Genomic DNA, 14,705 nt, shown 5'->3' on the forward strand with positions numbered 1-14,705 from the left:
CCGAGCGGCTGGCCGATCTCGTGGTGAAGACGGCCGGGCTCTGAGCGGGACGGCGGAAATCGGCCGAAATCCGGGCGGAGCGCCTGAAAATTCGTGGTTTTTCCGGCTTTTGCGGGCTTGTCCCGGCCGGTCATGTCTTGCATGAAGGGCGCATGATTCGGGGCTGTCGGAGCTTGGCCGGCACCCGCGACCACGGACGGGATGCCCATGAGACTGCCGCGCGAGATCGGACCCATCCACTTCGTCGGGATCGGCGGCATCGGCATGAGCGGCATCGCCGAGGTGCTGTGCAATCTCGGCTACACGGTGCAGGGCTCCGACGCCTCCGACAACGCCAATGTCGCGCGGCTGCGCGAGAAGGGCATCACCGTCAGCGTCGGCCACAAGGCGGAGAACGTGGCGGGGGCTGACGTCGTCGTCGTCTCGACCGCGATCAAGCGCGACAATCCCGAGCTGATGGCCGCACGCGCGCAGCGCATTCCCGTGGTGCGCCGCGCCGAGATGCTGGCCGAACTGATGCGGCTGAAGAGCTGCGTCGCCATCGCCGGCACTCACGGCAAGACCACGACCACGTCGATGGTCGCGGCGCTGCTCGACGCCGGCGGGCTGGATCCCACGGTCATCAACGGCGGCATCATCAATGCCTACGGCACCAATGCGCGGCTCGGCGGCGGCGAGTGGATGGTGGTCGAGGCCGATGAGAGCGACGGCACCTTCCTGAAGCTGCCGGCGGATGTCGCCATCGTCACCAATGTCGATCCCGAGCATCTCGACCACTTCAAGACCTTCGACGCCGTGCAGGACGCCTTCCGCGCCTTCGTCGAAAACGTTCCGTTCTACGGCTTCGCCGTGATGTGCATCGATCATCCCGTCGTGCAGGCCTTGGTCGGCAAGATCGAGGACCGCCGCATCATCACCTACGGCGTCAACCCGCAGGCGGATGTCCGGCTGGTGGATCTCACGCCGATGGGCGGCGGCTCGTCGTTCAAGGTCGTGTTCCGCGACCGCAAGAGCGGCGCGACGCATGAGATTTCAGACATCGTCCTGCCGATGCCCGGCCGGCACAATGCCTCGAACGCGACGGCCGCCATTGCCGTGGCCCGCGAACTCGGCCTTTCGGACGAGGCCATCCGCAAGGCGATCGGCGGCTTCGGCGGCGTCAAGCGCCGCTTCACCCGCACCGGAGAGTGGAATGGCGTGACCGTGATCGACGATTACGGCCACCATCCCGTCGAGATCGCCGCCGTGCTGAAGGCGGCGCGGGAGTCCACCAATGGCAAGGTCGTCGCCGTGGTGCAGCCGCATCGCTACACAAGGCTGCAGTCGTTGTTCGAGGAGTTCTGCACCTGCTTCAACGATGCGGACGCGGTCGTCGTCGCCGACGTCTATGCGGCCGGCGAGGCGCCGATCGAGGGCATCGACCGCGATCATTTCGTGCTCGGTCTGCGTGCCCATGGTCATCGCGACGTGGTGCCGCTGCCGAAGGCCGCCGATCTCGCCGGCATCGTGAAGGACCTCGCCAAGCCGGGCGACCTCGTCGTCTGCCTCGGCGCCGGCAACATCACGCAATGGGCTTACGCGCTGCCGAATGAGCTGAAGGCGCTGGGGTAGGGCGGTGGGCTTCCCTGACATCACGCCCGATCTCAAGGCCGCGATGCCCGCGCTGCGCGGGCGGCTGCTCGCCAATGAGAGCCTGGCGCCGCTCACCTGGTTTCGCGTCGGCGGACCGGCGCAGGTGCTGTTCACGCCGGCGGACGCCGATGACCTCGCCTATTTCCTGAAGCATGTTCCGGTCGAGCTGCCGATCTACGTGATCGGCGTCGGCTCCAACCTCATCGTGCGCGACGGCGGCGTGCCGGGCGTGGTGATCCGCCTGGCGCCGCGTGCGTTCGGTGAGGTCAAGGCCGACGGCGACATCGTCACCGCCGGCACCGCGGCGCTCGACAAGCGCGTGGCCGAGGTCGCGGCCTCGGCCGATCTCGCTGGCCTGGAATTCCTGTTCGGCATCCCCGGCACGATCGGCGGCGCGCTGCGCATGAACGCCGGCGCCAATGGCGGCGAGACCAAGGACATCCTGGTCGAGGCGACCGCGATCGATCGCCGTGGCGAGACGCATCGCTTCAGCAATGCCGACATGAAGTTCACGTATCGCGCGAGCGGCCTCGATCCGTCGCTGATCTTCACGGCCGCGCGGTTCCGCGGCAGGCCGTCCGCGCCGGAGGCGATCCGCGCGCGCATGGCCGAGGTCCAGGCACATCGCGAGACGGCGCAGCCGATCCGGGAGAAGACCGGCGGCTCGACCTTCAAGAACCCGCCGGGACATTCGGCCTGGAAGCTGGTCGATGCCGCCGGCTGTCGCGGCCTCAAGGTCGGCGGGGCGCAGGTTTCGGAGATGCATTGCAACTTCCTGATCAACACCGGCAACGCCACCGCCGACGACATCGAGACGCTCGGCGAGACCGTGCGCGACCGGGTCAAGGCCACTTCGGGCATCGAGTTGCAGTGGGAGATCAAGCGGATTGGAATCAAGGCGATCTGATCGGCCGCTCTGCTAAAGTGACGTCGGCGCAACCGCGACCGCAATGTGGAATCAACCGAGAAGACATTGATGCGCACCACGATTCTGTTCGGCGGCTCCAACAAGGAGCGTCTCGTCTCGGTCGCCAGCGCCAAGGCGCTGCACGCCGCGCTGCCCGAGGCCGACCTCTGGTTCTGGGAGGCCGACGACACCGTGCATCAGGCGAGCGGCCAGGCTCTGGTCGCCCACGCCAAGCCGTTCGAGGAGCCGTTCACGGCCGACGGCGCCCGGATCGGCATGCTGGCCGAGGCGCTCGACCGCGCGCGCGCGGAGGATCGCCTCCTCGTGCTCGGCCTGCATGGCGGCCGGGCGGAGAATGGCGAGCTTCAACTGATGTGCGAGATTCGCGGCGTGCCTTTCACCGGGTCGAGCTCGGCGTCCTCGCACCTTGCCTTCGACAAGGTCGCGGCCAAGCGCTTCGCCGTGCTGGCCGGCGTGACAGCGGTCGAAGGGATCGCGCTTGAGGATGCCGAAGCGGCGCTGGCGCGTCACGGCCGGCTGATTGCCAAGCCGGTGAACGATGGATCGAGCTTCGGCCTGATCTTCGTCAACGCCAAGCAGGACCTCGTCGCGGTCAAGGCAGCGGCCGCCACCGAGCACTACCTGATCGAACCGTTCGTCACCGGGACGGAGGCGACCTGCGGCGTACTCGAACAGGCCGATGGATCGCTGATCGCGCTGCCGCCGATCGAGATCCTTCCGGCCGATGGCGCCTTCAACTACTTCGCGAAGTACCTCGCGGCTGCCACGAAGGAGATCTGTCCGGGTCGCTTCAGTCCGGAAATCACGGCGGCGCTGCAGACCGAGGCGATCAAGGCGCATCGCGCGCTGTCCTGTGGCGGCTACTCGCGCACCGACTTCATCGTCTCGGCCAACGGCCCGGTCTATCTCGAGACCAATACGCTGCCCGGAATCACCGCGGCCTCGCTGTATCCGAAGGCGCTCGCGGCCCAGGGCATCCCCTTCGCCGACTTCCTGCAGCAGCAGATCGCCTTGGCGGAACGCCGCGTTCGCCGTTAAGAATTGTGCGATAGTCGCACCGTGGGAACCCGGCCCGGCGTGCCCCGGTGGTTCCTGTAACCCGTAAAATGCTTAAGAATCCCGGGCAAGGTCCTCATAAATCGGAGAAAAAAATCGTCTCTCCGGACCTATTTTACTTTTTGTTTACCAGGACGTCCGAAGGTTAACGCTGGCGCCTCAGTGGTGCTCGGCTGCCGGGTCGAGCTGTCGTGACGAACCGCATTGGGATGGTCACCAGTGTCCGGCCGGCCGGGACCGTGGGCGTGGGTCCGCGAGTATTGCGGGCGCAACAGTTGATGAGCTCGTGCAATGGATGGTGCAGGACGCCTCGCTCGATCGCAGAGGCCTCAAGCTGACCTGAAAGCCGCTGCCCTTGGCGCGGCAATCCTGCTGCGCGAGTATGTCTCAGCCCGTCTGCCGCGCATCAAGCTGCCGCGTCGGCGCAAGATCGATCAGCGCGGCCAACGAACCGCGCGCGATGATCGCGCAGCGACGCCGGCCGTGCTCGCGCCGATGGTCGAGCGCGAAGCGCCGCCGCGCGTGGTCGAACTCGTCGAGCGTTATCTGCCGCGCCGTCTCGGCACCGTGGCGACGGTGGCGCTGCTGTTCGGCAGCGTCTGGCTCGGTGTCGTCAAGGGCGGCCACGCCCAGGACGTCAGCGCGGCGCTGTCCGACACCCGCAATTCGCTGGCGAACGCCGCCGGCTTCCGCATCACTGCGGTCGCGATCAATGGCCGCAAGCAGCTCACCCAGGACGAGGTGCTGGCGATCGGCGGCGTCTCCGGCCGCTCGTCGCTGCTGTTCCTGGATGCCGCCGCCGTCCGCGACCAGCTCAAGGCCAATCCCTGGATCGCCGACGCGACGGTGCAGAAGTTCTTCCCGAACCAGCTGCAGATCGACATCGTCGAGCGCAAGCCGTTCGCGCTGTGGCAGCAGGACGGCCGCCTCTCGGTGATCGCCGATGACGGCGCCGTGCTCGAACAATATGTGTCGCGCCGCTTCCTCACGCTGCCGCTCGTCGTCGGCAAGGGCGCAGAAAGCAGGGCACGTGATTTCCTGGCGCTGCTCGCGCGCTATCCGCAGGTCCGCGCCGTGACCAAGGCGGCGGTGTTCGTCGGCGAGCGCCGCTGGAACCTGCGCACCAAGGACGGCCTCGACATCCGCCTGCCGGAGAACGACGTCGGCAACGCGCTCGCGACCTTGAGCCAGCTCGACCAGGACGACAAGCTGTTCTCGCGCGACATCGTCGCCATCGACATGCGGCTGTCGGACCGGCTGACGGTGCAGCTTTCGGACGACGCCGCGAAGGCGCGCGAGGAGCTGTTCAAGGACAAGAAGCCCAAGAAGAAAGCCGGTGACGCATGACCGGCTTCGATCGCCAGACTCCGAAGACGCGTCCGATGGGCCAGAAGCGTACCGCGCTGGTGGCCTCGCTCGACGTCGGCACCAGCAAGATCGCCTGCATGATCGCGCGGCTGAAGCCGGCGCCGCCGAGCGATGCGCTGCGCGGCCGTACCCATGCGGTCGAACTGATCGGCTACAGCCAGATCCAGTCGCGCGGCGTCAAGGCCGGCGCCGTGGTCGATCCGGTCGAATGCGAGCAGGCGGTGCGGCAGGCGGTCGCGCTGGCCGAGCGCATGGCCAAGGTGCGGGTCGAGTCCGTGCTGCTGCCGGTCGCCGGCGGCCGCGTGATGGGCCACCTGATCGAGGCGACCTCCGACATTCGCGGCGGCGCCGTGACCCAGGCCGATGTCAGCCGCGTGACCTCCACCGGCATGCACCATGCGACCGGCGACGGTCGGGCAGTGCTGCATGCTTTGCCGGTCGGCTACACGCTCGACGGTGTGAAGGGCATCCGCGATCCCCGCGGCATGCTGGCGCGGCAGTTCGGCGTCGACATGAACGTCGTCACCACGGATGCCACCGTGGCCAAGAACCTGATGCTGGTGGTCGAGCGCTGTCATCTCAACGTCGAGGCCATGGCCGCGAGCCCGTATGTTGCCGGGCTGTCGGTGCTGACCGACGACGAGGCCGATCTCGGTGCCGCGGTGGTCGAGATGGGCGCCGGCACCACCACGATCGCGATCTACTCCGGCGGCCGCTTCGTCCATGCCTCCGGTTTTGCGCTCGGCGGGCATCACGTGACCATGGATCTTGCGCGCGGACTATCAGCGTGCATTGCAGATGCCGAGCGAATCAAGACGTTATATGGCACGGTGCTGACTGGCGGGTCCGACGCGCGTGAGTTGATGTCTGTTCCGACGGCCGGTGACAACGAGCGGGATGTTCCGCAGATCGTGTCCCGCGCCACCATCGCGAACATCGTCAGGCACCGCGCAGAGGAGATTTTTGAAATGGTCCGCGACCGGCTGAAGGATTCGCCCTTTGCGGCAGAACCCAAAGCGCGCGTCGTCCTCAGCGGAGGCGCCTCCCAGCTGACGGGCCTGGTCGAGCTCGCGACCCGGATCCTCGACCGCCCGGTGCGGGTCGGCCGTCCGCTCGGCTTCGGCCGTCTTCCCAACGAGGCCAAGAACGCCGCCTTCGCGGTGCCCACCGGGCTCCTGGTCTATCCGCAATACGCGCACCTCGAACATGTCGAACCGCGGCATACGCGGCAGGTCGGGACAGGAACCGACGGCTATTTCGGAAAGGTCGGACGATGGCTACGCGAGGGCTTCTGATGACCGATGTCCGCACCAACCGATTTTCACCAACACCACCCACGGCCGGCGGCCGGGGCGAACCCACGCGCGCGTGATCGAGAGGCAATCATGGCACTCACTATTACCCCTCCTGATATCCACGAGCTGAAGCCCCGGATCACCGTGTTCGGCGTCGGCGGCGCGGGCGGCAACGCCGTCAACAACATGATCACGGCCGGCCTGCAGGGCGTCGACTTCGTCGTCGCCAACACCGACGCGCAAGCGCTGACCATGTCCAAGGCGCAGCGCATCATCCAGATGGGCACGCAGGTCACGCAAGGGTTGGGCGCCGGCTCGCAGCCGGACGTCGGCGCGGCCGCCGCGCAGGAGGTGATCGACGAGATCCGCGATCATCTCTCGGGCGCCAACATGGTGTTCGTGACCGCCGGCATGGGCGGCGGCACCGGCACGGGTGCTGCTCCGGTCATCGCCAAGACCGCGCGCGAGATGAACATCCTCACCGTGGGTGTCGTCACCAAGCCGTTCCACTTCGAGGGCGCGCGCCGCATGCGCACCGCGGAGTCCGGCATCTCCGAGCTGCACAAGGTGGTCGACACCTTGCTGATCATCCCGAACCAGAACCTGTTCCGGGTCGCCAACGAGAAGACGACCTTCGCCGACGCGTTCGCGATGGCCGACCAGGTTCTCTATTCCGGCGTGGCCTGCATCACCGACCTGATGGTCAAGGAAGGCCTGATCAACCTCGACTTCGCCGACGTGAGAGCGGTGATGAGGGAGATGGGCAAGGCGATGATGGGCACCGGCGAGGCCTCGGGCGAGAAGCGCGCGCTGACCGCCGCGGAAGCCGCGATCGCCAACCCGCTGATCGACGATTCCTCGATGAAGGGCGCCCGTGGCCTGCTGATCTCGATCACCGGCGGCAAGGACCTCACGCTGTTCGAGGTCGACGAAGCCGCGACCCGCATCCGCGAGGAGGTCGACCAGGACGCCAACATCATCGTCGGCGCCACCTTCGACGAATCGCTCGACGGCCTGATCCGCGTCTCCGTCGTTGCCACCGGCATCGAGCAGGCGCAGTTCAACCGCGGTGTCACCACGACTGCACAGCCGGCGGCGGCTGTCGCTCCGATTGCCGCCGCCCCGACCGCTCACGCGGGTCTTCCTGAAAGCCGTCTCGCCGACCTGACCGCGCGCCTGCGCGCCGACAATCAGCGTCTGGCGGAACGCGCGGCCAAGCTCGAGCAGCAGGCATCGCAGGCTCCGGCCGTCGCGCAACCGGCGCCCGCGCCGGTCGCCCCGGCGCCGCGCCCGGCTCCGAACCTCGAGCGCGATACCCTCGCGGCCGTGGCGGCCGCCATGGCCAGCGAGCCCGCGCCGGCGCCCGCTCCGGTCCCGACGGCGGCCTCCTATGGCGACGTGACCGTGCGTCCGATCGCCCAGAAGCCGTCGCTGTTCCCCGAGCCGGAGGCCCAGCGTGCGGCGCCGGTCGAACCGGCGGCGCCGCCCGAGACCTTCATCCCGCAGGCCGCCGAGCGGGTTCCCTCGCGCGCGCCGCGCATGCCGAAGTTCGAGGACCTGCCGATGCCGGCGCAGGCCGAGATCCGGCAGGCCAGGGGCGACGAGGGCGAGGAGCATCCGCAGAAGACCCGCATGTCGCTGCTGCAGCGTCTCGCCAATGTCGGCCTCGGCCGCCGTGACGAGGAGAGCGAGCCGCCGATGTCGGGTCGGTCAGCCGCTCCTGCCATGCCGCAGATGCCGCCGCTGCCGGAACGGAAGCCGCAGCCGAGCGTTAGGCAGCAGGTTTCGAGCCACGAATCGCCGGTCTCGGAATATGCCCGCCGTCCGGCGCCGCAGGGTCTCGACGTCCATGGCCGTCCCGCGCCTGTGTCCCCCGCGCCACAGGGCGACGACCATTTGGATATCCCGGCCTTCCTCCGCCGGCAGGCGAACTGAGAATTGTTACAGCCCCGACGGTGCTGAACAGGCCCGGCTCGCGAGAGCCGGGCCTTTTCGCTGGGCTGGCGGGAACCCGGAATGTCGGTTCAACTAACTGATTTTAAATGATTAATTATTCTTTCGGTGTTTAGATGGGGAACACGGAGGGTTAAGTCCGCGTTCCAGTTTGGTTAAGGGTTGGCGCGAATACGGCAGAGATGGGGTAACAATCCGTAAAGAAGCGTGAGTTGGCGCTCTAGGGGGGGCTCGTTAAGTTCTGTCGTGACTTGGGGATGCCTGAAAATGAGTCGGTTCGCGAGGGGCGGCCGACGGGGGTTCAGGCGGGGTCTTGGGCGATCGTCGATGAAATTCAGCCGGCAAACAACGCTTCGTTCGCAAGCCACTGTCACTGGCGTAGGCGTCCACTCTGGCGCGCCGGTCAGCCTGACGATCGGGCCTGCGCCGATCGACGCGGGGATCGTGTTCCTCCGCACTGGCCTTGACGGTGCCGACCGCGAAGTTCTGGCCTCGTTCGGTTCGGTGATCGCGACGGAGCTGGCAACGGTGTTGGGCGACCGTAACGGCCCGCTGGTTTCCACCGCCGAGCATATCCTGGCCGCGCTGCGCGGCATGGGCGTCGACAATGCCCTGATCGAGATCGATGGTCCCGAAGTTCCGATCATGGACGGCAGCGCCGCGCCGTTCGTCGCCGCGATCGACCAGGCCGGGATCGTCAACCAGTCGGCGTCGCGCCGCTATCTCCAGGTGCTCAAGCCGGTCCAGGTGACGATGGGCGCCTCGATGGGCGAACTGCGTCCCAACAGCTCCGGCTTCCGCGTCGAGGCCGAAATCGATTTCGCCAACCCCGTGATCGGCCGGCAGGCCTACCATTTCGAGCTCAGCTCCGAGCGCTTCCGTCGCGAAATCTCGCGCGCCCGCACCTTCGGCTGCATGAGCGACGTCTCGCGGCTGTGGAACGCCGGCTTCGCGCTGGGCTCCTCGTTCGACAACACGCTGGTGTTCGACGAGGACCGCCTCCTGAACCCCGAAGGCCTCCGCTACGCCGACGAGTGCGTGCGCCACAAGGTGCTCGACGCGATCGGCGATCTCGCTCTGGCCGGCCTGCCGATGCTCGGCACCTACCGCTCCGTCCGCGGCGGGCACAAGCTCAATCACGCCGTCCTGACCGCGCTGATGGCCGATCGGACTGCCTGGCGGGTGGTCGAGGGCGAGACCGTGCGCCGTCCCCGCGTCGCGGCCGAGGTCGTCGGCGGCATGGTCGGTGGCATGATTGCCCCGGCCTTCGGTCCGGACGTGTCCTGAGCCGGAGCTCGGTTGCGCCTGCCGCGAATCCCGCGAGCAGGTCGATGTCCGATCCGATGATGACGCTTGAGGCGCTTCGTCATTGCCGCCTTCGGCATCCTCGTTCGGCGACTTTTTCGTTAGGCATTGTTGCTGATCACCGCCACCTGAGCGGGCAGGGGTGTTTCTGCAGGTTTTCCAACGGCTTTTGCAGCGCCAACCATGCCGCGGGGCAGCAGCCTCGGTCTCGCCTTAATCCGGGCGGAATGGCTGCCTATGCGGTTGGTTTATGAAGTGTTTTCGGTTAGAGAGGCCGTGGCGGCGTGATGCGCGCCACAAGGGGCTCTTCCTTCGCGGCTATGAGACGATGGTCCTTGCGACGATGGTCATGGTGCGCGGCGTAGATCAGATCACAGGCATCGGGTTCCAAAGCAGCATGTCGAACCAGCGTCTCACGCGCGAACTCCGTCCTCAGTCCATCCCGGCCGTCCGCGCTCTGCGGCTCGCCGCGTCGCTGGCACTGCTGGCGCTGCCCCTGGCGGGCTGCGGCACCGGTGGCCTCTGGGACAAGTTCATGGCCAAGGACGACACCTTCGTCGATGAGCCCGCGGACAAGCTCTACAATGAGGGCTTGTACCTGATGAACGAGAAGAAGGACGTCAAAGGCGCGACCAAGAAGTTCGAGGAGGTCGACCGCCAGCATCCGTATTCCGACTGGGCCCGCAAATCGCTGCTGATGTCGGCCTACGCCTCCTATCAGGCCGGCGACTATGACGGCTGCATCGGCGCCGCGACCCGTTACGTGACCCTGCATCCGGGCAGCCCGGACGCGGCCTACGCGCAGTACCTGATCGCCGCGTCGCATTACGACCAGATCCCGGACATCAGCCGCGATCAGGGCCGCACCGAGAAGGCGATCGCCGCGCTCGAAGAGGTGGTACGCAAATATCCGACCTCCGAATACGCCACCAACGCCAAGGCGAAGATGGAGGGCGCCCGCGACCAGCTCGCCGGCAAGGAGATGGATGTCGGCCGCTACTACATGCAGAAGCGCGACTACACCGCCGCCATCAATCGCTTCAAGACGGTGGTGACGCAGTACCAGACCACGCGCCATGTCGAGGAAGCGCTGTACCGCCTGACCGAGGCCTATATGACGATCGGCATCGTCGGCGAGGCGCAGACGGCCGCGGCCGTGCTCGGCCATAACTTCCCGGACAGTAAGTGGTACAAGGACGCCTATAATCTCGTGAAGTCCGGCGGCGTCGAGCCGGAGGAGAACAAGGGCTCCTATATCTCTCGCGCGTTCAAGAAGCTCGGTCTCGGCTGACGCCGGCGAAGGGGCGGTCTGATCTTCGTTTGTTCTCAATTCTTGTTTTGTTCTCTTTTTGCTGCTAGCATCGAGTCGTTCGCTCAGGGGCATCCTGCCCCGTTACGAAGGACTTCGGTTCCATGCTGGCGCGACTGTCGATCCGTGACATCGTCCTGATCGAACGACTCGATCTCGAATTTTCTGAAGGGCTTGCGGTGCTGACCGGCGAGACCGGCGCCGGCAAGTCCATCCTCCTCGACGCGTTTGCTCTGGCCCTTGGCGGTCGCGGCGATGCCAGCCTGGTGCGGCATGGCGCCGACCAGGGGCAGGTCACGGCCGTGTTCGAGATCGGCAAGGACCATCCGGCCGCCCGGATCCTGGCCGCCAACGGCCTGGATGCCGATGGCGAGATGATCCTGCGCCGCGTCCAATACGGTGACGGTCGCACCCGGGCCTTCATCAACGACCAGTCGGTCAGCGTGCAGACCCTGAAGGCGATCGGCGCCACCCTGGTCGAGATCCATGGCCAGCACGACGAACGCGCCCTGGTCGATGCCGCCACCCATCGCCGCTTGCTGGATGCCTTCGCCGGGCTGGAAAAAGACGTCGCCGCCGTCGAGGCACTGTGGGCTGCGCGCCGGACCGCGGTCACGGCGCTCGACCAGCATCGGGCCGGCATGGAGCGCGCGGCGCGCGAGGCCGATTATCTCCGCCACGCCTCCGACGAATTGAAGAAGCTGGCGCCGAAGGAGGGAGAGGAGACGCAGCTCGCCGCCCGTCGCACGGCGATGATGCAGGGCGAGAAGATCGCTGGCGACCTGCGCGACGCGCAGGACGCGGTCAGCGGCAACCAGTCGCCGATCGCGGCGCTCGCGGCCGCTGTGCGGCGGCTGGAGCGGCGCGCGGTCAGTTCGCCGGCGCTGGTCGATCCGGCGGTCAAGGCGATGGACGCCGCGATCAACGCGCTGGAGGAGGCTGACCAGCATCTGACCGCGGCGCTGGCGGCCACCGATTTCGATCCCTTGGAGCTGGAGCGCATCGAGGAGCGGCTGTTCGCGCTGCGCGCCGCCGCGCGCAAATACTCCACCCCGGTGGACGGACTTGCCGCGCTGGCCGCCAAATATGCCGCCGACGTCGTGCTGATCGACGCCGGCGCCGAGCAGCTGAAGAAGCTCGAGGCTGCGGCGGCTGCGGCCGACGGGCGTTTTGCCGCCGCTGCGGCCAAGCTGTCCACGGCGCGCAGCAAGGCGGCCGAGAAGCTGAACCGGGCCGTCCACGCCGAGCTCGGCCCGCTCAAGCTCGAACGCGCCAAGTTCATGACCCAGGTCGACAGCGACGCCGAGGCGCCGGGGCCGGAGGGCATCGACCGCGTCGAGTTCTGGGTCCAGACCAATCCAGGAACCCGGCCGGGGCCGATGATGAAGGTCGCCTCCGGCGGCGAGCTGTCGCGGTTCCTGCTGGCGCTGAAGGTGGTGCTGTCCGATCGCGGCTCGGCGCCGACGCTGGTGTTCGACGAGATCGATACCGGCGTGGGCGGCGCGGTGGCGGATGCCATCGGTGCCCGCCTGGCGCGGCTCGCCCATGGCGTCCAGGTCATGGCCGTGACCCATGCCCCGCAGGTCGCGGCCCGCGCCGACCAGCATCTCCTGATCTCCAAGGATGCGCTCGACCGCGGCAAGCGCGTCGTCACCCGCGTCAACACGCTCGCCACCCTGCACCGCCGCGAGGAGATCGCCCGCATGCTGGCCGGCGCCGAGGTCACCGCCGAAGCCCGCGCCGCGGCGGATCGGCTGCTGGAGGCCGCGGCGGCATAGGTCGGCGGGCAGGGCGAACGTTTTGGCTCCGCCGCGCGCATTGTGTAAACCGTCATCCCGGGCGCGACCTGTTGGGCCGCCCCTCCGGTTTGACGAGCAGACAGTCCGCAGCATGGCCAAGACAACGAAACCCAAGACCCCCGTCGATGTCGCCGATCTCACCAAGGCCCAGGCCAAGGTGGAATGGAAACGGCTGGCGCTGGAGCTCGAAACCCACGACCGGCTCTACTACCAGGAGGACGCGCCGAAGATTTCGGACGCCGGCTACGACGAGCTGCGTCGCCGCTTCAACGCCATCGAGAAGCGCTTTCCCGAGCTCGTCAGCAGCGAATCTCCGTCGCAAAAGGTCGGCGCAGCCCCATCGGGCCGCTTCAAGAAGGTGCGGCATGCGGTGCCGATGCTGTCGCTCGACAACGCCTTTGCGGAAGAGGACGTGCGCGACTTTGTCGGCCGCATCGCGCGCTTCCTGAAGCTGGCCGAGGACGATCGTATCGCCTTCTCCGCCGAGCCGAAGATCGACGGGCTGTCGATGTCGCTGCGTTATGAGGGCGGCGAGCTGGTCACCGCGGCGACCCGCGGCGACGGCGCCGAGGGCGAGGACGTCACCGCCAACATCCGTACCCTGAAGGACGTGCCGCAGAAGCTGCATGGTCGCAACCTGCCCGACGTCTGCGAGGTGCGCGGCGAGGTCTACATGACCAAGCAGGCGTTCCTGGCGCTGAACGAGCGGCAGAAGGAAGCCGGCGACACCATCTTCGCCAATCCGCGCAACTCCGCCGCCGGCTCGCTGCGCCAGAAGGATCCGACCATCACCGCGTCGCGGCCGCTCGGCTTCTTCGCCTATGCCTGGGGCGAGATGAGCGCGATGCCGGCCGAGACGCAGAGCGGCATGATCAAATGGTTCGAGCATTGCGGCTTCACCACCAACCCGCTGACCAGGCTCTGCCACTCCGTCGAGGAGCTGATCGCCTTCCATCATCAGATCGAGGAGCAGCGCGCCGAGCTCGATTACGACATCGACGGCGTCGTCTACAAGGTCGACCGTATCGATTGGCAGGAGCGGCTCGGCTTCGTCTCGCGCACGCCGCGCTGGGGCATCGCGCATAAATTCCCGGCCGAGCGCGCCATGACCGTGCTGAAGGATATCGAGATCCAGGTCGGCCGCACCGGCTCGTTCACCCCCGTCGGCAAGCTCGAGCCGGTCGGCGTCGGCGGCGTCATCGTGCAGAACGTCACCCTGCACAATGAGGACTACATCAAGGGCATCGGCAACAAGGGCGAGGTGCTGCGCGAGGGTAGAGATATCCGAAGAGGGGACACAGTTGTCATTCAGCGTGCCGGCGATGTGATCCCGCAAGTGGTCGATGTTCTCATCGATAAACGTCCTTCGGACTCCGAGCCATTCGAGTTTCCAAAGAAGTGCCCGTGCCCGCTGCACACCGACGTCGTTCGCGAGGAGACGGCGGCCGGCGAGGAGGGCTCGCGTGCCCGCTGCACCGGCGAGTTCGCCTGTCCCTATCAGAAGATCGAGCATCTCAAGCTGTTCGCCTCGCGCCGCGCGTTCGACATCGATGGCCTCGGCGAGAAGCAGATCCAGTTCTTCTTCGATGAAGGCTGGGTCAAGGAGCCGTCGGACATCTTCACGCTGCAGAAGCGCAACGCCAAGCTCAAGCTGGAGGACGTCGAGGGCTATGGCGAGACCTCGGTGCGCAACCTGTTCAACGCCATCGACGCGCGGCGGGAGATCGCGCTGGAGCGCTTCATCTACGCGCTGGGCATGCGCCATGTCGGCGAGACCACGGCGCTGGCGCTGGCGCGCGGCTATGGCTCGTGGGAGGCGTTCCACGACGCCTGCCTGAAGGTCGCTGCCGGCGATGAGGAGGCGATCGCCGAGATGGACGCGCTCGACCAGATCGGCGACACCGTGATCAAGAGCGTCGCCGCCTATTTCGGCGAGGACCACAATCGCGGCATTGTCGAGCGGCTGACCCGAGAGGTGAAGATCCTCGATGCCGAGAAGCCCAAGCGCAACTCGCCGATCGCGACCAAGACCGTGGTCTTCACCGGCACGCTGGAAAAAA

General features: G+C 67.0%; 10 protein-coding genes. All 10 read left to right on the forward strand.

All coding sequences use genetic code 11. The annotated features are described in order from the left end of the window. The first annotated feature begins 207 nt into the window (after positions 1 to 207). On the forward strand, positions 208 to 1,611 hold the full coding sequence (gene murC / locus BRAS3809_RS22810; RefSeq protein ID WP_008964395.1) for a UDP-N-acetylmuramate--L-alanine ligase: 1,404 nt from the start codon (positions 208 to 210) through the stop codon (positions 1,609 to 1,611). Between the two features lie 4 nt (positions 1,612 to 1,615). Beyond that, positions 1,616 to 2,539, forward strand: a complete 924-nt coding sequence (murB, locus tag BRAS3809_RS22815; protein ID WP_008964396.1) for a UDP-N-acetylmuramate dehydrogenase — start codon at positions 1,616 to 1,618, stop codon at positions 2,537 to 2,539. Positions 2,540 to 2,608: 69 nt separating this feature from the next. After that, positions 2,609 to 3,598 carry a D-alanine--D-alanine ligase family protein gene (locus tag BRAS3809_RS22820; protein ID WP_008964397.1) on the forward strand — a complete coding sequence of 330 codons (990 nt, stop codon included), beginning with the start codon at positions 2,609 to 2,611 and terminating at the stop codon, positions 3,596 to 3,598. Positions 3,599 to 3,907: 309 nt separating this feature from the next. After that, positions 3,908 to 4,963 carry a cell division protein FtsQ/DivIB gene (locus BRAS3809_RS22825; protein WP_008964398.1) on the forward strand — a complete coding sequence of 352 codons (1,056 nt, stop codon included), beginning with the start codon at positions 3,908 to 3,910 and terminating at the stop codon, positions 4,961 to 4,963. Beyond that, positions 4,960 to 6,279: a cell division protein FtsA gene (gene ftsA, locus BRAS3809_RS22830; protein ID WP_008964399.1), complete on the forward strand. Its 1,320-nt coding sequence runs from the start codon at positions 4,960 to 4,962 to the stop codon at positions 6,277 to 6,279. Before BRAS3809_RS22825 ends, ftsA begins: the two co-directional genes overlap by 4 nt. A gap of 90 nt (positions 6,280 to 6,369) precedes the next feature. Then, positions 6,370 to 8,214 carry a cell division protein FtsZ gene (gene ftsZ / locus BRAS3809_RS22835; protein WP_008964400.1) on the forward strand — a complete coding sequence of 615 codons (1,845 nt, stop codon included), beginning with the start codon at positions 6,370 to 6,372 and terminating at the stop codon, positions 8,212 to 8,214. A 345-nt stretch (positions 8,215 to 8,559) separates the two neighbouring features. Then, positions 8,560 to 9,519: a UDP-3-O-acyl-N-acetylglucosamine deacetylase gene (gene lpxC / locus BRAS3809_RS22840; protein ID WP_008964401.1), complete on the forward strand. Its 960-nt coding sequence runs from the start codon at positions 8,560 to 8,562 to the stop codon at positions 9,517 to 9,519. A 415-nt stretch (positions 9,520 to 9,934) separates the two neighbouring features. Beyond that, positions 9,935 to 10,828 carry an outer membrane protein assembly factor BamD gene (locus tag BRAS3809_RS22845; RefSeq protein ID WP_008964402.1) on the forward strand — a complete coding sequence of 298 codons (894 nt, stop codon included), beginning with the start codon at positions 9,935 to 9,937 and terminating at the stop codon, positions 10,826 to 10,828. Positions 10,829 to 10,950: 122 nt separating this feature from the next. Then, entirely contained in the window at positions 10,951 to 12,624 is a 1,674-nt protein-coding gene (gene recN, locus BRAS3809_RS22850; RefSeq protein ID WP_008964403.1) for a DNA repair protein RecN, read from the forward strand. 112 nt (positions 12,625 to 12,736) lie between these two features. Then, positions 12,737 to 14,705: NAD-dependent DNA ligase LigA (ligA, locus tag BRAS3809_RS22855; RefSeq protein WP_035657758.1), on the forward strand; the 1,969-nt coding region annotated here is incomplete at its 3' end.

The organism is Bradyrhizobium sp. STM 3809 (genome assembly GCF_000239795.1).
Classification (GTDB): Bacteria; Pseudomonadota; Alphaproteobacteria; order Rhizobiales; family Xanthobacteraceae; genus Bradyrhizobium.